This window comes from Pontibacter sp. GD7 (assembly GCF_058216375.1).
Genome location: NZ_JBYZMP010000001.1, coordinates 514,701 through 531,615, shown reverse-complemented (window position 1 = coordinate 531,615; position 16,915 = coordinate 514,701). Strand labels below are relative to the sequence as shown.

At 48.5% G+C, this 16,915-nt stretch carries 16 protein-coding genes; 9 read left to right on the top strand and 7 right to left on the bottom strand.

Annotation, left to right across the window (positions count from 1 at the left end):
* The 5 genes from AC4BAP_RS02200 to def all read left to right on the top strand — a co-directional run bounded on the left by AC4BAP_RS02200 (nt 1) and on the right by def (nt 4,391).
* Complete coding sequence (locus AC4BAP_RS02200; protein ID WP_490580974.1) at nt 1–2,430, top strand: TonB-dependent receptor domain-containing protein; 2,430 nt, start codon at nt 1–3, stop codon at nt 2,428–2,430.
* 62 nt (nt 2,431–2,492) lie between these two features.
* The gene (locus AC4BAP_RS02195) at nt 2,493–2,810 is read left to right on the top strand and encodes a hypothetical protein (RefSeq protein ID WP_490580973.1); all 318 of its coding nucleotides are present in this window, start codon (nt 2,493–2,495) and stop codon (nt 2,808–2,810) included.
* 3 nt (nt 2,811–2,813) lie between these two features.
* A complete protein-coding gene (locus AC4BAP_RS02190; protein ID WP_490580972.1) occupies nt 2,814–3,299 on the top strand; it encodes a DUF2231 domain-containing protein in 486 nt (161 codons plus the stop codon).
* Nucleotides 3,300–3,408: 109 nt separating this feature from the next.
* Nucleotides 3,409–3,825 carry a Holliday junction resolvase RuvX gene (gene ruvX / locus AC4BAP_RS02185; protein WP_490580971.1) on the top strand — a complete coding sequence of 139 codons (417 nt, stop codon included), beginning with the start codon at nt 3,409–3,411 and terminating at the stop codon, nt 3,823–3,825.
* Entirely contained in the window at nt 3,822–4,391 is a 570-nt protein-coding gene (gene def / locus AC4BAP_RS02180; RefSeq protein WP_490580970.1) for a peptide deformylase, read from the top strand. The genes ruvX and def overlap by 4 nt, the downstream gene beginning before the upstream one ends.
* 370 nt (nt 4,392–4,761) lie before the next feature.
* Here the strand turns inward: def and AC4BAP_RS02175 are convergent, their stop codons facing one another.
* From AC4BAP_RS02175 to AC4BAP_RS02155, 5 genes are all read right to left on the bottom strand, one after another.
* Nucleotides 4,762–5,190, bottom strand: a complete 429-nt coding sequence (locus AC4BAP_RS02175) for a VOC family protein (protein ID WP_490580969.1) — start codon at nt 5,188–5,190, stop codon at nt 4,762–4,764.
* 85 nt (nt 5,191–5,275) lie between these two features.
* Complete coding sequence (gene lepB / locus AC4BAP_RS02170) at nt 5,276–6,364, bottom strand: signal peptidase I (RefSeq protein ID WP_490580968.1); 1,089 nt, start codon at nt 6,362–6,364, stop codon at nt 5,276–5,278.
* 75 nt (nt 6,365–6,439) lie between these two features.
* Nucleotides 6,440–6,835, bottom strand: a complete 396-nt coding sequence (locus AC4BAP_RS02165; protein ID WP_490580967.1) for a hypothetical protein — start codon at nt 6,833–6,835, stop codon at nt 6,440–6,442.
* 86 nt (nt 6,836–6,921) lie between these two features.
* Nucleotides 6,922–7,668, bottom strand: coding sequence for a hypothetical protein (locus tag AC4BAP_RS02160; RefSeq protein ID WP_490580966.1), 747 nt, complete (start codon nt 7,666–7,668; stop codon nt 6,922–6,924).
* 191 nt (nt 7,669–7,859) lie between these two features.
* Nucleotides 7,860–8,444: an EF-hand domain-containing protein gene (locus AC4BAP_RS02155; RefSeq protein WP_490580965.1), complete on the bottom strand. Its 585-nt coding sequence runs from the start codon at nt 8,442–8,444 to the stop codon at nt 7,860–7,862.
* 181 nt (nt 8,445–8,625) lie between these two features.
* Here AC4BAP_RS02155 and AC4BAP_RS02150 point away from each other — a divergent pair, with 181 nt between their 5' ends.
* Nucleotides 8,626–9,615, top strand: coding sequence for a zinc dependent phospholipase C family protein (locus tag AC4BAP_RS02150; protein WP_490580964.1), 990 nt, complete (start codon nt 8,626–8,628; stop codon nt 9,613–9,615).
* On the opposite strand, the gene AC4BAP_RS02145 is transcribed toward AC4BAP_RS02150, so the two are convergent.
* Nucleotides 9,612–10,586: a GNAT family N-acetyltransferase gene (locus AC4BAP_RS02145; protein ID WP_490580963.1), complete on the bottom strand. Its 975-nt coding sequence runs from the start codon at nt 10,584–10,586 to the stop codon at nt 9,612–9,614. The two genes, AC4BAP_RS02150 and AC4BAP_RS02145, sit on opposite strands and share 4 nt — an antisense overlap.
* A 130-nt stretch (nt 10,587–10,716) precedes the next feature.
* Here AC4BAP_RS02145 and AC4BAP_RS02140 point away from each other — a divergent pair, with 130 nt between their 5' ends.
* Together AC4BAP_RS02140 and AC4BAP_RS02135 are read left to right on the top strand one after the other, a co-directional pair.
* Nucleotides 10,717–12,303, top strand: a complete 1,587-nt coding sequence (locus tag AC4BAP_RS02140; RefSeq protein WP_490580962.1) for a serine hydrolase — start codon at nt 10,717–10,719, stop codon at nt 12,301–12,303.
* A gap of 380 nt (nt 12,304–12,683) precedes the next feature.
* Complete coding sequence (locus AC4BAP_RS02135) at nt 12,684–13,265, top strand: YceI family protein (RefSeq protein ID WP_490580961.1); 582 nt, start codon at nt 12,684–12,686, stop codon at nt 13,263–13,265.
* Between the two features lie 118 nt (nt 13,266–13,383).
* On the opposite strand, the gene ettA is transcribed toward AC4BAP_RS02135, so the two are convergent.
* The gene (ettA, locus tag AC4BAP_RS02130) at nt 13,384–15,054 is read right to left on the bottom strand and encodes an energy-dependent translational throttle protein EttA (RefSeq protein WP_490580960.1); all 1,671 of its coding nucleotides are present in this window, start codon (nt 15,052–15,054) and stop codon (nt 13,384–13,386) included.
* A gap of 350 nt (nt 15,055–15,404) precedes the next feature.
* On the opposite strand from ettA, the gene AC4BAP_RS02125 reads away from it, so the two are divergent.
* Complete coding sequence (locus AC4BAP_RS02125; protein WP_490580959.1) at nt 15,405–16,718, top strand: DUF349 domain-containing protein; 1,314 nt, start codon at nt 15,405–15,407, stop codon at nt 16,716–16,718.
* Nucleotides 16,719–16,915 lie beyond the last annotated feature (197 nt).

Below are 16,915 nucleotides of genomic sequence, written 5' to 3'. Positions count from 1 at the left end.
ATGAAGTATCGCTTTTCGTTAACCATTGCGTTTATACTTTGCAGCCTGCACCTGGCACTGGCGCAAACATTCTCTATCTCCGGAAAGATAAGCAACGCCACCACAAAGCAGCCTTTGCCAAACGCTGAAGTGTTGCTAACCAATAACGGCAGCCTGTACCAAACCGACTCTAAAGGAAACTACCTGATCAGCAACCTGGCACCCGGCACGTATACTTTAACTGCTTATAGCGTAGGTGCAGGCTCTGCAACATTACCGGTTACCATTACTAATGCCAACGTGGTATTCAACTTTGAGCTGAAGCCACTGGAGGGCCAACTGAAGGAAGTAAATGTAAAAGGCAATGTTGAAAAAACCTTTGGCATTACCCGTCTCAACTCCGTAGAGGGCGCCGCTATTTACGAGGCAAAAAAAAGCGAAGTGGTTGTACTGAACGACATTACAGCCAATCTTGCCACCAACAACAGCCGCCAGGTTTTTGGCCGTGTGGCTGGCCTTAACATCTGGGAAAGCGACGGTGCCGGCCTGCAACTGGGTATCGGGGGCCGTGGTCTGAGCCCTAACCGAACCTCCAATTTCAATACACGACAGAACGGGTACGACATCTCTGCTGATGCCCTGGGCTACCCGGAAAGCTATTACACCCCTCCCACCGAGGCGCTTGACAGAATCGAGGTAGTGCGCGGCGCGGCTTCGCTGCAGTACGGCACGCAATTCGGTGGCATGATCAATTTTGTAATGAAGGAGGGCCCGGAGGATAAGCCGTTTGAGCTGACCAGCCGCCAGACAGCGGGTTCGTGGGGCCTGTTTAACTCCTTCAACAGCATTGGTGGCTCCAAAGGTAAGCTGCATTACTATACTTTTTACCAGTATAAGCGTGGCGATGGCTGGCGCAAAAACTCTGGATTTGACGCGCATACGGCTTTCACCTCAATACATTACAAGCCAAACGACAAGCTTGAGATTGGCGCAAACTATACGTATATGAATTACCTGGCGCAGCAACCAGGCGGCTTAACGGACGCTGCCTTTGCCGCAGACCCGCGCCAGTCTGTCCGGGACCGCAACTGGTTTAGCGTGAACTGGAACCTGTTTGCCCTGACCATGGATTACCGCATGGGCGAGCGCACTAAATTAAATGTCCGCAACTTTGGCCTTATCGCGCAGCGCACCGCACTAGGGTATCTTGAGAAGATCAACCGCCCCGACCCAGGTCAGGAACGACTTCTATTGCAAGACCAGTTCCGCAACTTTGGCAACGAAACGCGCCTGATCCACCGTTACGATTTCCTGAATGCTTTCTCGACGGTGCTGGTGGGTGCACGCTATTACCATGGCTTTACCGACCAGAGACAAGGTATGGGCTCTGCCGCCTCTGACGCAGATTTCAGATACTACCCAGATAACAACAACCCAAGTATCTCCGACTACGACTACCCAAGCCGTAACCTGGCACTGTTTGCCGAGAATATTTTCAACATCTCTCCAAGGCTTAGCATAACACCTGGCGTGCGTTATGAGTGGATAAGAACTATTGCAGATGGCCGTTATGATGTGGTAAATAAAGACCAGGCAGGTAATATACTGATGGAAGAGCGTGTGCAGGAGAATCGCCAAAACACCCGCGACCTTGTGCTTTTTGGCCTGGGGGCAAGCTACAAGCATACCGAGAACTTCGAGATTTATGGTAACTTCTCGCAAAACTACCGCGCCATTAACTTCAACGACATGCGTGTGGTAAACGCCAATATCCGTATTGACCAGAAACTGCAGGACGAGAAAGGCTATAGCGCCGACCTGGGCTTCCGGGGTGGGATTGCTGAGTTGGTGAACTTCGATGTAAGCTTCTTCCACCTGGCATACGACAACCGCATTGGCTTGCAGCCGGCAAAGGATACGGTTACATACATGAACTACCTGCTGCGCACCAACATTGGCAAATCGCGCAACCGCGGCATCGAAACGTATGTGGAAACAGATGTACTAAAGCTGCTTTACGGCAAAGCTTACAACCGCAACAGTTTGTCTGTATTCTCTAACCTTACCTTCGTAGACGCCGACTACCTGATTGAAGAGCAAGTGTTCAAAGATAAAAAGGTGGAGTTGGCCCCTGCGCTTATCGCCAAGGCTGGCATAACCTTTAAGCGTAACAACCTGAAGCTGTCGTACCAGTATGCCTATACTTCGGAGCAGTTTACAGATGCCACTAACAGTGTAACGGAGCCAACCGCTGTGTTTGGCAAAGTACCGGCCTATTGGGTTATGGACCTTTCGGGCAGTTATACTTACAGGCGCTTTACGCTGGAAACCGGCATCAACAACCTGACGGACGAGCGTTACTTTACACGCCGCGCCACAGCGTATCCGGGTCCGGGCATCATACCTTCCGATGCCAGAAACTACTATGTAACGCTGCAGTTCAAACTATAAGCGGCGCTTTATTTTGAAATCACTATATTTAATCAAGCATTTTAAATCATTATAACTAACCCATGAAACTAGCTAAATTTTTTATCCCGGCACTTGTGGCTGCTGTGCCTTTCTTCTCAAGCTGCGAAGAGAAAACCGATGTTGTTGAGTCTGGCACATACTCGGGCACGCTGCACGAAGTAGAGGCTGACAAGTCGGAGATCTATGTAAAAACTGACGACGACAAACTGTTGGAGTTATACTTTACCGAGACTACAACGCTTACTAAAAACGGCGAAACCGTAGCGTTTGACCAACTGCAAGAAGGCGGCAAAGTAGAGGTTGAGGTTGAGAAAGTAGGTAACCGCCTGGACCCGGTTGCAGTTAGAATTCTGGAATAACCCATGACAGAACCGACCTTTTGGCGAGCTGAGATCTGGCACCCGCTTACACTGCACTTCCCGATAACGCTGTTGCTGGTGGCAACGGTGGTAATGGTGGTGGCTTTGTTCCTGCAAGGTGACCGAAAGATGTTCTGGCTAAAGGTCGGTTCTTATTCGCTTTACGCCGGCTGCCTTGCTGCCTGGCTGGCCATTTACACCGGCGACATGGCCGATGGCATCGTGTCCCGGAAAATATGTGACCCCACTATACTTAAGAGCCACGAGAACGCAGCTTTCAGGCTTACTTACCTGTTTACAGCTGCCACGGCACTTACCCTTTCCCTTAACATCATCCACCTGTACCATAAAGCGCTTCGTGTGCTGGTGGTATTGCTTATGCTGGCCGGCTCTTATTTTTTGATCGAGGCCGGGCACAAAGGCGCGCAGGTAGTGTACGAGCAGGGCGGTGGCGTTAACATGCCTGCCTCCGACTGTGCTGGCTACTAACTACCCCTTCTCCCCTTCTTATACTTTATACTTAGCCATAGCTGCTTGTATAGCTGTTGTAAACCAGCATACAATTTAAATTATTACCTTTGCGGTGCAATTTATACTTATGGGCAGAATACTGGCAATTGACTACGGAACAAAGCGTGTGGGGCTGGCAGCTACGGATGTGCTGCAGATAATCGCCAACCCTTTAGAAACCGTTCATGCCAAAGATGTGTTAGCATACCTGAAAGACTATGTGCAGCGCGAACCCGTTGACGCTTTTGTGCTGGGTATGCCCAAGCGCCTGTCCGGCGAAGACACAGATGCCACACAGCATGTGGTAGGCTTCCATAGGCAGTTGCAGAAAACGTTTCCGGGCATACCGGTACATCTGGTAGATGAACGCTTTACTTCCAAAATGGCCCAGCAGGCGATGCTGGCCGGGGGCATGAAGAAGAAAGACCGTCAGGACAAAGGCAACGTTGACCGTATTAGTGCGGCCATAATTTTACAATCGTATTTAGATAGCAGAACCATATGATTTACCCAATCACCGCTTACGGCGATCCAGTTTTAAAAGAAGAAGCACAGGACATCCCGAAGGATTACCCGAACCTGAAGGAGTTGATCGATGACATGTTCGACACCATGTACTACGCACATGGCGTTGGCCTGGCGGCTCCGCAGATAAGCAAGAGCATCCGCCTGTTTGTAATTGACTCAGAGCCGATGATGGACGAAGGCGACGAGGGCAAAGGCGTGAAAAAGGCTTTCATTAACCCGGAGATTATTGAGGAAAGCGGCGAAGAGTGGGGCTTTGAAGAAGGCTGCCTGAGCATACCAGGCGTACGCGAGGTGGTTTACCGCCCTGAGCGCCTGGTTATCCGTTACTTCGACGAGGAGTGGAACGAGCATGAGGACACGTATGACGGCATGACGGCCCGCGTGATCCAACACGAGTATGACCACATTGAAGGTATACTTTTCACAGACCACCTGAACGGCCTGAAGAAGCGTTTGATCAAGAACAAGCTCACCAAAATCTCGAAAGGTGAAGTGGATGCGGACTACAAAATGAAGTTCCCGGCGCTGGCCAAGAAGAGATAATTTATACTTTGAGGTATAAACCAGAACCGCCTGCTACTTTCGAGTTGCAGGCGGTTCTGGTTTATAGCCCTTGCATCATGCGGGTCATCCCCCTACCCCCTTCCAAGGGGGCCTTTTTGGGATTAAAGACATCCCGCAAGTTTTCAAATTTTGGCTTTTTATGATGTTCAGTTTTCAACTCAAAGGGCCAGAGGCCCAGCATACTTAGTCACGAGCGAGGACGCTCGCGCCATGTAATTAACTTGGCTTACGGAGCTTGAGCCAAGTCCCCCTTGGAAGGGGGCAGGGGGATGACAATCGTGCAGGGCAATCTAAAGACAAAGACCTCGCAGTGTCCCCGAAATACTTCGGGGACACTGCGAGGTATCAATTACTTTTGCTCGTAGTCGTAGTTCACCATCCACTGAATCCCGAACTTATCAGTGAACATACCAAAGTAAGCTCCCCAGAAAGTCTTGTTCAGGGGCATGGTTACTTTGCCACCTGCTGATAGCCCGTTGAAAAGCTGGGTAGCCTCTTCTTCGCTCTCTGTGTTGATAGAAATAGAGAAATTATTTCCCATAACAGTTGCATGACCAAAAGCCTCGGAAGAATCACTGCCCATTAATACAGTCTCTTTACTGATCGGTAGCGAGATGTGCATGATCTTGTTGCCTTCCGACTCAGGAATTGGAGTTTCAGAAGGCATGTCTTTGAAACGGCCCACATACGGGAACTCGCCTCCGAAAACAGATCTGTAGAAATTGAAAGCCTCTTCACAGTTGCCAGCAAAGGTTAAGTATGGATTAATAGATGCCATTTTAGATAGTGGTTTAAGATGTTCTTTGCCTGAAAACTACACCAAATCCAGCTAATACCATCACAAAGTATAAAGTAATTTTTACTTACTCCACCATACTAAACACCCTGCTCCACCTTACCTTGTCCCACCAGTCGGCCTCAGGGTCTAAAGACATCCACACCAGCACTGCTTTGCCTACCAGGTGGTCTTCTGGCACAAAGCCCCAGTAACGGGAGTCGAGGGAGTTGTGGCGGTTGTCACCCATCATAAAGTAGTAGTTCTGTTTAAAGGTATACTTAGCCACTGCTTTGCCATTGATGTACAACCTGCCGTTGCGCACCTCCGCGTTCTGGTTGGGTTCGTAGTCAAGTATAACTTTACTGTAGAGTGGTAATGTTTTCTCGTTGATGGCCACAGTAGTACCATTTTTCGGGATGTAAAGCGGGCCAAAGTTGTCCAGGTTCCAGCTGTATGTGGCAGGCGCCTGCGGAAACACCTCCGGCATGGCCTCCCCTGCAGCTGTTTGTATGGCCTGCACATCTTTTACTATCTCCAGGCTGGCAAGTTGGGCTGCCTTTTCAGAGGTAGTGTGTATGATATACCCACCCGAAGTGCGGTAAGCATCGTTGTTTATGTCCCGTTCTGCGAAAAAGCTTTTATGCAGCACCCTGTCTGTTACTACTGCATAGGCTGTCTGTTTTTGTGTTGGGTTCTCAGTTGCTCTGCCGTTGATGTATACCTGCCCACCACGTACACTCAGCAAATCGCCGGGCAAGCCTACGCAGCGCTTGATGTAATAGGTTTTAAGATCAGTGGGATGATCTGTTTCTACGGGGTAATTGAATACCACGGCATCGTTGCGCTTTACCTCCGAAAAGCCCGGCAAACGGAAAGAAGGCAGTTGCAAGACTCCAGAATACGAGGGAATATCGGTGCCCCAGATGGTTTGATGCGTGAGTGGCACTTGAAGCAGTGTGCCTAGCGTACGGGGGCCGTAATGTAGCTTGCTCACAAAAAGGTAATCTCCTGTCATCAATGAGCCCTCCATAGACGGTGACGGGATGGCATACGCCTCGAAAGTGGCCCAGCGGATGATGGTTGCCACAATTACGGCGAACAAAACGGCATCTCGCCACTCACGGGCTGCACTTTTCTTTTCCTGCCTGACAGGTTTCTTTTTCCAGAACTTCATATTCATAGCCAGTATAGTGTTTATACTATATAAAACTGAACTATTGGCTACAATATTGTGAATCAGTCCTGAAAATCAGGTGGCAGTTTTTTGTTTAAAAGAGGGTCCGACAAAAAGAACGTAGCCAAAGCAAATGGCAAATATTAGATAGAGTGCCGGGGCTACTAAAGCATACACTGGAATGTCAGCAGTTTTTATACCCGATTTTGCCAGGGCCAGTCCTCCAACCATAAAGTGGGCAAAATTCCCGATCGCTACCGGCCTGCTATAGATGCCTCCTATCAGGCTGCCTTTGGCCATCCAGTTTAACATCGCGAAGCCGAAGTATAAAGCTCCAAGCATTTGCAGCAGCACAGGGGGCGTACCCGCCCAGGCCATAGGCTCCAGTAACTCATCCGGAAAGAAGGATAGGGCAATACCTGCCACTCCCATTACCACAGCGCTTGAGGCCATCAGCAGTTTCGTGTTCATCAGGTGCATAAAGTATAAATTAGGGCTAATCTTTTTAAAGATAAGCTTATTGCACCAGCTTAGAAACAGATAATGTATATTTCGTTTTAAAGCGGCCTGCCCTTACTCGCCGCTTTATGCAGCAGCACCAACTGGTTATACCACTCCATAATGGAACCGGTGTCTTTCAATTTACTGTCGAACTCTTTCAGGTAGTTTTCGGCCTTGTCGCTGCCAGACAGTGAGGCGATAAGCAGGCGGTTTGCCAGTACTTTTTTCTCTTCCAGATAGTCATCTGTAGCATCGCTGAACGGTAGCCATTTAGTTTGCTCGTACTCCCGGAGGGTTTCGTTTATCTGGGCCGTGTTATACTTTATACTTGTGTTGAACCGGATGTCGTGTTTCAAACGGTTGCCTCTGTAATAATACACCTCAGTAAGCCAGTGCCAGTCTACGAGTTCGCGGTTGTTGCCAAGGGCAAGTAGTTCCAGTTTATGCAGCTTCAGGGTGTCGTTGGCATAGGCTACCTCAAAGCGTTGGCTGGCTTCCCAGAAATCAATTATCCGCTTATCGCCACACTCGGAAAGCACGAACTCCGAAAACACTTTCTTGCCATCAAGCAGCTCATACGTGCCACAGATGAGCAGCTGTTTACCATTAGAGAACGTGAATGTTGTATCCGGCTCACGCTCTACAGCAAACTCCGATGGTGCACACAGTTGACAACCGGTATCATTGGGGTTTGCCGCAACAACACCTTCAGCGACGGCAACCGGCGAATCGGTGGTCAGTTCTTGCTCTACCGTACAGGCTGCCAGCAGCAAAATGGTCAGGATCAGGTATATCTGCTTCATACTTTTATTATAAGGGTTATGAAAGCATGCAACGTTAACCCGCAAAAATAGTTTTACCTGAATATACGGCTATACTTATACTAACAAACTCATTTCTAACCACATCAGGCTATTTCTCCCTTTATGATCTGATCAAAATAAAGGCCTGCAGATACTGTACCTGCAGGCCTTTAGCATGTAATCCTTAATGGCTACTTCATAGTTGTGCCATAGTATCTGTTATAGCGGGTGTTATACTCTTCTTCAGTGATATACCCATCGTCGTCCATGTCCCAGAGCATGAACACACCCTCTGTGTATTCGTTCTCGTCCAGCATGTTGTCTTTGTTTCTGTCCCAGTCGCGGTAATAATTGTTCTTTGCCATACCTGCCCGGAATTCACTTTCATCCAGCTTCATGTCTTTGTTCTTATCCCAATCGGTCATGGCCTGGCCCTCCATGTTGTAGTGTAAAACAGCGTTGTTCCACTCTTCCTCGTCCAGCATGTTATCGTCGTTCACGTCCCAGGTGTCAAAATAACTGATGTAGAATTCGTTTTCATCAAGCAGGTTATCGTCGTTTGTATCCCAGCCGGCAAAACGGCCACTTTCGTTAAAAGACGTCCGGAAACGCTCCGTGTCCCAGTTCTCCATTACACCGGCATCCTCTTCCACCACTACGGTGTCATCGGCTGTTTCTGTTTCTTCTACGCCGCCACATGCCGCCACGCCTGCTACCAACAGGCAGCTCAAACTGTAACGAAACGTTTTCCCTAATTTTAATTCATTCATTTTCATAGCGTTAAATTTTAAGTTTTAGAAATAGCACCTTCAAAATTTTACGGGCCATACGGCTTTAAAGGTTTAGGCAGCACCGAACAAGCCGGCCCAAGTGCAGGCTTTTACTATAAAAGTATAACTTATTGATAATGCTTAGCCGTACACCGTAATCCTATAAGAACTTGTAGAGTTAAGCGCCATGACCGGACCATATGTTAGCAAGTATAAAAGCGTTCTGTTTTTGATTTTGCTATACTTACTCCCCCTGCAAAGTCATGGGTGGGGCTTTTACGCACACCAGCGCATAAACCGGCTGGCAGTTTTCACCTTGCCCTCCGAGATGGTAGGGTTTTATAAAAAGCATATCCGCTACATAACCGAAAATGCTGTAAACCCCGACAAACGTCGCTATGCCGTGGCTAACGAGGCTCCCCGTCACTACATAGACCTGGATGTATACGGCGACAGCGCCTTGTATAAAATGCCCCGTTTTTGGCAGCAGGCCGTTGCCAGGTATACCGAGGACACTCTGATGGCTTATGGCATACTGCCCTGGCACATTCAGTTTATGAAACAGCAGCTCACGCAGGCATTTAAAGAGCGTAACGTAGACAGGATCTTGCGACTGAGCACAGAGCTGGGCCACTATGTTGCTGATGCCTGCGTACCGTTACACACCACCCAAAACTATAACGGGCAACTAACAGGGCAGCGTGGCATACATGGTTTCTGGGAGTCGCGGTTGCCGGAGCTTTTCTCTGATGGGTATGACTTTTTTGTAGGGCAGGCCCAGTACCTGGAGCAGCCTCAGCTTAAGGCCTGGGATATAATTGCCCAATCGCACCTTGCTCTGGACTCTGTTTTATACTTTGAGCGGCAGCTGACGCAGGAGTTTGATGAAGAGAAGAAGTATGGCTTTGAAGTGCGCAACAACCAAACCGTGCGTGTGTACTCCCGGGCCTTTTCGCAGGCCTACAGCAACAAACTGAAAGGACAGGTAGAACGCCAGATGCGCCTGGCCATACTCATGACGGCCAGTTACTGGTACACGGCGTGGGTTGATGCGGGTCAGCCGAACCTGGGCACGCTAAAATCCAACCTTTCGCCGGAAGAGCTGCACCGCCTGGAAATGGAGAAAAAAGCCTACGAAACCGGCAACCACAAGCCAAGAGAAGAGCACGAACATTAACCCTTCAGCCGCTGCACCAGCCGCATCCTGAACTCACGGAGCAACTTTATACTTTGGGGCAGGCGGTTATACTTTAGCACAGGCAGGGACATGGTCTGCGAGCCAAAACTCCGGTAAAAACTTACGATATCCGGTTCCTGGTCGTCCGGGCTTTCAAAATCAAGTATAAACTCCTGTGCAGCGTATTTTTGGATGATGTGATCAAGTATAAGCGTACGACCATTCTGGCGCCTTCCATGCGCAGCAGCGGCATTAAAGATATACACGATCCGGTTTCGCCACACCCAGAAAAGACAACCGGAATTTTTCAGACCATCCGCATCTTCTGTATAGTACAACTGCGCCAGGCTTCGCTTCCGTGCTTCTTTATATAATTGCCGCAGCAGGTTATAAGCCTCCTCCGAAACACCGCCATATATCTTGCCCGCAGTCTCGGATCTGAAAAATTGTATAAGCGGCTCCAGATCATCATGCTGCCGTAGTGTGAGCCCTGCCCTTAAAGCACGCTTCAGGTTCAGTTTGCGGTCGCGGGTGTAGTGTTGCTTTAGCTGCTGGTAAGGCTTGCTTAGATCGAGGCACAAAGTATACGTTTGCTCGTGCTGCAGCTGTGGTGGCAACTGGTTGTCCTGGTTAAACTGATAGCCTGCCACATACCTGAACCTCCGCTGCACCTCGGTCAAAAACCGCTGATACAGACTATCCGGTATACGATCATCCAAAGTATAAATACCCAATTGCTGGCAGAAAAAAGGCTGCTGCACATAGCGGATACCAAGCTTTTTACGCCAGGGCACAGGCATCACGGCTTTATACTTCCCGGCTTCGTCGAGCGCTGCCACCGCCTCCCAGCCAGGTGCCACCACATCCAGGTACCAGCTCAGGGCATACACCTGCCCCTGCCCTGACTTCTCTATCAGGGCGTCCCATTGTGCCTTGTCTATTTTGTGGTGCAGCAGGTAACGCAAGCTCATAGTTTAGCAATTAAGGCAGGTTTAACTGTGCCGCCAAGATACAAAAGTATAGCCAGCATACTGCCATATCAGGTTTCTGCTATTCTCTAAAAATGAGTAACTTGCTGCTTTCACCTAAATTAACTAACCAATGATACAAAGCCTCACACGCCTTTACAGGCTAAACCTGCTCCTGCTGCTTTGCGCCACACTTGTGCTGCCGCAGGTACAGGCCCAGACTAAAGCAGACCTCTCTAAACTGGATGCCTACTACCAGAAAGCCCTGAAAGACTGGGATGTGCCGGGCATGGCCATCGCCATTGTAAAAGACGACTCAGTAATATTTGCCAAAGGGTATGGTGTGCTCGACAATAAAAAAGGCGGACAGGTGGATGCCAACACTGTTTTCGGGATAGCCTCTAACACGAAGGCTTATACGGCCGCCGCCCTGGCCACGCTGGTAGATGCCGGCAAGATAAAGTGGAAAGACAAGGTAAAGAAGTATGTGCCCAATCTGCAGCTTTACGACCCGTTTGTAACTGAGAACCTGACCATAGAGGACCTGCTGAGCCACAGAGTAGGCTTTAAGACTTTCAGCGGCGATCTGTTGTGGTACAACACCACCTACAGCCGCGAAGAGATCATCCATCGCATGCGTTATCTCAAGCCTACTTACAACTTCCGAGATGGATATGGCTACTCCAACCTGATGTTTATTACGGCAGGCCAGGTTATTGAAAACGTTACCGGCAAAAGCTGGGAGGCTTACATCAAAGACACGTTCCTGAAGCCGCTTGGCATGAACCGCACCTATACTTCGGTAAATGACCTGAAAGGCGTTGCCAACGTAGCCTCGCCGCATGGTTTTGATGAGCAGGGGAAGCCTTACGCCACCACACAGGTTGCGTGGGATAACTGGAACCCGGCTGCCGGCATATTTACCAGCGTAAACCAGCATGCACAATGGATGCGCCTGCAACTGAACAAAGGCACTTACAAGAACAAGCGCATTTTCAGCGAGAACGCCAGCCGCAACATGTGGGCAGCGCATAACCCAACGCCAATTTCTAAAAAATCTGAGGAGATCACCCCTTCCACGCACTTTACCGCCGCTGCCTTGGGCTGGTTTGTAAGCGATTACGAAGGGCGTAAGCTGGTTTATCATGGTGGGGGCCACGAGGGCATGAACAGCCGCACTGTGCTGGTACCCGAAGAAAACCTGGGCATTGTGATACTTACCAACAGCATGAGCAGCATTATGTCGCCGTTGGCCAACTATACCATCGATCAGTTTTTGGGCATAAACAATGGCCGCGACTGGAGCCAGTTTAACTTAACGGCTGCAGAGCAGGCTAAAAAAGCACAGGAAAAAGAAGACGACAAGAAAACAAAAGAGAAGAAAAAGGCTTCGAAACCAATCCGTGACCTGAAAGAATACGTGGGCACTTACCGCAGCCAACTATATGGCGACGCCACCATTGCGCTTACAAACGGAAAACTGGAACTGCAGTTAGTACCGGCCCCTGCCCTGGGAGGCACACTGGACTTCTGGCAGCACGAGATTTTTAACCTGTACTGGAAAAACAATTATCCCCTGTTACACCCGACAAAGGTGCGTTTTCTGGTAGGTGAAGACGGAAGTATAGCCGAAATGCGCTTAGACTCTAACAACCCTGACTTTCATTTTGATGAGTTGGAGTTTGTGAAGTTAAAGACAGCGCCTTCTGCTCAGAGGTAGGTTTATACTTTACAGCAGGGCTTTCGGGCCCTGCTGTAAAGCTTTATTAATAAGTTAAACTTACACTGCGATTGCAGCTACTACACTTATTGCTGCAAGCCAACCAGCAATAATCCAGTAAGCCACAGCTTCATTGCTTGTAGGGTAAAGCTTTTTCATAACATTTTGCTTTTGTAGTTAAACGTTCTATTAATGTTAAAACACGTAAGTGCTTTATTCTTAATGTTATACGTTTACAACACAGGATATGTTAATTCTAATACCTAGCGTTTAAAACAAAATATTACGCGACGCATCCTCAGGCTTAAATTATATATATTAAAAAATTAATAAACCTGATTACCAGCAACTTATAACCAGGCCGGAAAGTATAAATTACTATGGTATGGTTTACATGTAAGTTGGATGTTATTAAGTTTCTTGCCATTTGCGTCACGGCTTCTGCAATGGGCTCACCCGTGGTGCAGAAAAACAGACTCAGCAGCACCTCAGAAAGCACTCTTACCTATGTGCTGGACCATCCCATTCATACCGTTTATGGAGTAAGTGACCAGGTTCGCAGCACGGTCATTCTTGGCGATGCAAACGGCCAGATAAAACAGGTAGAAGTTACTGCTCCTGTTTCGAGTTTTGATAGTGGCAACAAGAACCGGGATAAGAAGATGCTGAAAGTTACCGACGCAGCGCAGCACCCTGCAGTAAAGTTTAAAAGCACCGGTATCACTGGCAGTAAAGAGCTGCTAACCGTTCAAGGTCAGTTGTCTTTCCATGGGGTAACAAGAACTGTTGCGTTTAAGGCAAAGCCCCGCTATATGGCAGATAAGCTTATAGTAGATGGGGAGCTTGTGATCAGCCTTGAGGACTTTAACATAAAGCGGCCATCCGTGTTTGGCCTGAAAGTGGATGACGCCCTGCCCGTAAAGTTTCATATGGTTTACCCGGCTGCCGAAACCAGTCCTTAAGGTATACTTATTGGGTAATAAGGGTTGAACATAAAACGTAAAAGGGCCGCTACGGTATTTGTAGCGGCCCTTTTTTATACTTCAGAAGAAGAAGTTTACTCCTTGATGCTGACTTTGATTATGCAAGTTTCTTATATCGGATACGCTTCGGCTCGATATCACCCATGCGCTTCTTCTTATTCTCTTCGTACTCGGTATAGTTACCCTCAAACCAGTATACTTGTGAGTCACCCTCAAAGGCAAGAATGTGCGTACAGATACGGTCCAGGAACCAGCGGTCGTGGGAGATGATCACGGCGCAACCGGCAAAGTTCTCCAGGGCATCTTCCAGGGCCCGGATCGCGTTTACGTCCAGGTCGTTGGTAGGCTCATCGAGTAACAGTAAGTTACCGCCCTCTTTCAGCGTCATGGCCAGGTGTACACGGTTACGCTCACCACCCGACAGTTTGCCTACTTTCTTTTCCTGGTCACCGCCAGAGAAGTTGAACTTGCTTACATAGGCACGGGAGTTAACCTGGCGGCCAGCCATCATCATGTGTTCCGTACCACCCGAGATCACCTCAAACACAGACTTCTCAGAGTCTAGCTGAGCATGCTCCTGGTCTACGTAAGAGATCTGTACTGTTGAGCCTACCTCGAAGGTACCGGCATCTGGTTTCTCCTGCCCTGTTATCAGCTTAAACAAGGTAGTTTTACCAGCACCGTTTGGTCCGATGATACCCACAATGCCACCTTGCGGCAACGCAAAGTTCAGGTCCTCGAAAAGCAGCTTGTCGCCGTAGGCCTTGCTTACGTGGTGCGCCTCTACTACCTGGCTGCCCAAACGAGGCCCATCAGGTATGAATAGCTCCAGTTTCTCTTCTTTCTTAGATACATCTTCGCTGGCAAGCTTGTCGTACTGGCTGATACGCGCCTTAGACTTGGCATGGCGGGCTTTCGGGGCCATACGCACCCACTCCAACTCGCGCTGAAGTGTTTTCTGGCGCTTGCTTTCAGTTTTTTCCTCTTTAGCCAAACGGGCAGCTTTCTGCTCCAGCCAGCTGCTGTAGTTGCCTTTCCACGGAATGCCCTCACCACGATCCAGTTCCAGAATCCAACCGGCCACGTTGTCCAGGAAGTAACGGTCGTGGGTAACGGCAATTACAGTACCTTTATACTGCTGCAGGTGCTGCTCCAACCAGTCCACAGATTCAGCGTCCAGGTGGTTGGTAGGCTCATCAAGCAATAGTACATCCGGCTCCTGCAATAGTAGGCGGCAAAGAGCCACGCGGCGCTTCTCACCACCCGAAAGGTTTCCGATGATGGCATCTTCCGGTGGCGTGCGCAGAGCATCCATGGCGCGCTCCAGGCGGTTATCCAGTTCCCAGGCATTGTGGTGATCCAGTTTCTCCTGTACTTCACCCTGGCGCTGGATAAGCTTGTTCATTTCATCATCTGTCATCTCCTCGGCAAACTTCATGTTGATCTCGTCGAACTCCTTCAACAAGGCCACCACTTCTGCTACGCCTTCTTCCACTACCTCACGCACAGTTTTGGTCGGGTCCAGTTGCGGCTCCTGCTCCAGGTAACCCACCGAGTAGCCCGGCGACCAAACCACTTCTCCCTGTATCTGCTTATCAACCCCGGCGATAATTTTCAGCAAGCTCGATTTACCAGATCCGTTAAGACCCAGTACGCCAATCTTGGCTCCGTAGAAAAATGACAGGTAAATATTTTTAAGTACTTGTTTCTGAGGCGGGTAAATTTTACTTACCCCAGCCATTGAGAATATAATGGTTTCGTTACTCATATCTAGCTTTATGGTTATTTGCGTAATTTTTTACTGATCCGAGCACACTTCTACGTCAACGGATCGGTTTAACCCGGACTTTCGTAAATTATTCGTGCTGAATTACAAATATCGCAAAAATTCATGTGTTTATGGTTCACAAAATTGCTCCAAATTGTTTAAACTTGTAAAAACTGTATGGGTAAAGTGTGCCCAGACTTACTTTAGCACCAGTTTGGCTTTGTCTGATTTTAATTCGTGCTTAGCGGCAGAAAGAATTATGGAAACGATGAGAACCAACCTGCGTATGTTACAGTTAGTTTAAACAAATGCCTTACCCTAATTTACGACCCATAACCTAATCCAGTAACATGGAATACGACAACCTATTGGAAGAGGCCAAAAAGTATGGCTTTATTCAAGACCAGCAAGTGTGGCTGAAACCCTTCATGAATTACCCTGCCAGGAAGGTGGGTGAGGTAAAAGAATCAGAAGATGATTCGCTGGTTTATTTCGCAAAGCGTTTCGAAATGTTTCAAGGCAAGGTAAACAGCCTGCTGGAACGTATCGCAACCTCCGAGAACAAAGGCTCCTTTTTGATGAAAGTGCTCCACATGAAAGAGCAGGTAGGCAACTACGATGCCCTGGGTGATTTTGAGCAGATCTACCACACGCTTTCCAAAGCAGAGGAAGACATCAACGAAACCATCAAGCAGAATCGCGAGAAAAACCTGTCAACCAAAATAGCCCTGATACAGGAAGCTGAGGCGCACAGCAACAGCATTGAGTGGAAAGAAGCCACTGAAAAACTGAAAGACCTGCGCAGCACCTGGATCAAGACCGGCCCTGTTGAAAAAGAACTTACAGAAGAATTAGAAGAGCGTTTCCGAACAGCCATCGACAAGTTCTTTGAGCGTAAGAAAAACTATTTCGAGGATAAGAAGCGCATGCTCAACCGTACGTATGAGCAGTATAGAGACCTTATCCGGCAATCTGTGGCGTTGCAAAACTCTGATGAGTGGGAGGCTACTACAGCCAAGCTGAAGCAACTGCAGAACCAGTGGAAAGATGTAGGCGGCAACCTGCCACGCAAAACCACAACCAAACTCTGGACCGAGTTCCGCAAAGCCCACAACCACTTCTTTGATCGCCTGAAGCAGAAGATCAATAATGAGAAGAACGAATCGAGGGAGAAATACCACGAGGTTAACTTTGAGCGCAAAAAAGAACTGGCCATTGAGGCAGAGAAGCTATTGCAGCAAAACAGCCTGAATGATGCCGTTAAACGCGCCAAAGAATTGCAGGCCGAGTGGAAGAAAGTAGGCCCGGTGCACCCAAGCGTGTCTGATATGATTTGGGAGCGCTTTATTAAAGCCTGCGACAGGGTGTTTGAGATGAGCAGCCTGGAGCATTACATACGCAAGCGCCAGCAGGCCGGCAACGAAACCTTTACAGAGATCGATGGCCTGCAAGCCCGTATCAACGCTTTGAAGGACTTTATCAAATCTGATAAAAACGAACTGAGCCTGCTTGAGGAAAACCTGGGCAAGCTGAGCGATGCACCTGGCAATGACTCTTTTAGAAATATGCTGAAGGGTAAGATCAGGAACTTTAACCGCAAGATCAATACAAAGCAGGAGCTGATCGAGATGTTCCAGGGCCAGTTAAGTGCAATAAGCAAATAGCCTTCACATACTTTGTTTTGCTGAAAAAGCGTCTGCTATATATGTAGCAGGCGCTTTTTTATGGTGCAATGCCGCCTTGTACAACTATTGTTATAGCATCGCAAAAAAACTTATCCTATTTTGAACATTTCCTGTTTAATTGCGTTGTGTTGTTAAAAACAAACAAAAAAGCAATTTTTTCAGCTAAAAAATTTTAG

Excerpts from the sequence above, each read along its gene's own strand:
- AC4BAP_RS02140 (WP_490580962.1), top strand. The coding sequence starts at position 10,717 with ATGATACAAAGCCTCACACGCCTTTACAGGCTAAACCTGCTCCTGCTG.
- AC4BAP_RS02145 (WP_490580963.1), bottom strand. The coding sequence starts at position 10,586 with ATGAGCTTGCGTTACCTGCTGCACCACAAAATAGACAAGGCACAATGG.
- AC4BAP_RS02155 (WP_490580965.1), bottom strand. The coding sequence starts at position 8,444 with ATGAAAATGAATGAATTAAAATTAGGGAAAACGTTTCGTTACAGTTTG.
- AC4BAP_RS02195 (WP_490580973.1), top strand. The coding sequence starts at position 2,493 with ATGAAACTAGCTAAATTTTTTATCCCGGCACTTGTGGCTGCTGTGCCT.
- AC4BAP_RS02160 (WP_490580966.1), bottom strand. The coding sequence starts at position 7,668 with ATGAAGCAGATATACCTGATCCTGACCATTTTGCTGCTGGCAGCCTGT.
- lepB (WP_490580968.1), bottom strand. The coding sequence starts at position 6,364 with ATGAAGTTCTGGAAAAAGAAACCTGTCAGGCAGGAAAAGAAAAGTGCA.
- ruvX (WP_490580971.1), top strand. The coding sequence starts at position 3,409 with ATGGGCAGAATACTGGCAATTGACTACGGAACAAAGCGTGTGGGGCTG.
- AC4BAP_RS02135 (WP_490580961.1), top strand. The coding sequence starts at position 12,684 with ATGGTATGGTTTACATGTAAGTTGGATGTTATTAAGTTTCTTGCCATT.
- AC4BAP_RS02175 (WP_490580969.1), bottom strand. The coding sequence starts at position 5,190 with ATGGCATCTATTAATCCATACTTAACCTTTGCTGGCAACTGTGAAGAG.
- def (WP_490580970.1), top strand. The coding sequence starts at position 3,822 with ATGATTTACCCAATCACCGCTTACGGCGATCCAGTTTTAAAAGAAGAA.
- AC4BAP_RS02200 (WP_490580974.1), top strand. The coding sequence starts at position 1 with ATGAAGTATCGCTTTTCGTTAACCATTGCGTTTATACTTTGCAGCCTG.
- AC4BAP_RS02150 (WP_490580964.1), top strand. The coding sequence starts at position 8,626 with ATGACCGGACCATATGTTAGCAAGTATAAAAGCGTTCTGTTTTTGATT.
- AC4BAP_RS02125 (WP_490580959.1), top strand. The coding sequence starts at position 15,405 with ATGGAATACGACAACCTATTGGAAGAGGCCAAAAAGTATGGCTTTATT.
- AC4BAP_RS02190 (WP_490580972.1), top strand. The coding sequence starts at position 2,814 with ATGACAGAACCGACCTTTTGGCGAGCTGAGATCTGGCACCCGCTTACA.
- AC4BAP_RS02165 (WP_490580967.1), bottom strand. The coding sequence starts at position 6,835 with ATGAACACGAAACTGCTGATGGCCTCAAGCGCTGTGGTAATGGGAGTG.
- ettA (WP_490580960.1), bottom strand. The coding sequence starts at position 15,054 with ATGAGTAACGAAACCATTATATTCTCAATGGCTGGGGTAAGTAAAATT.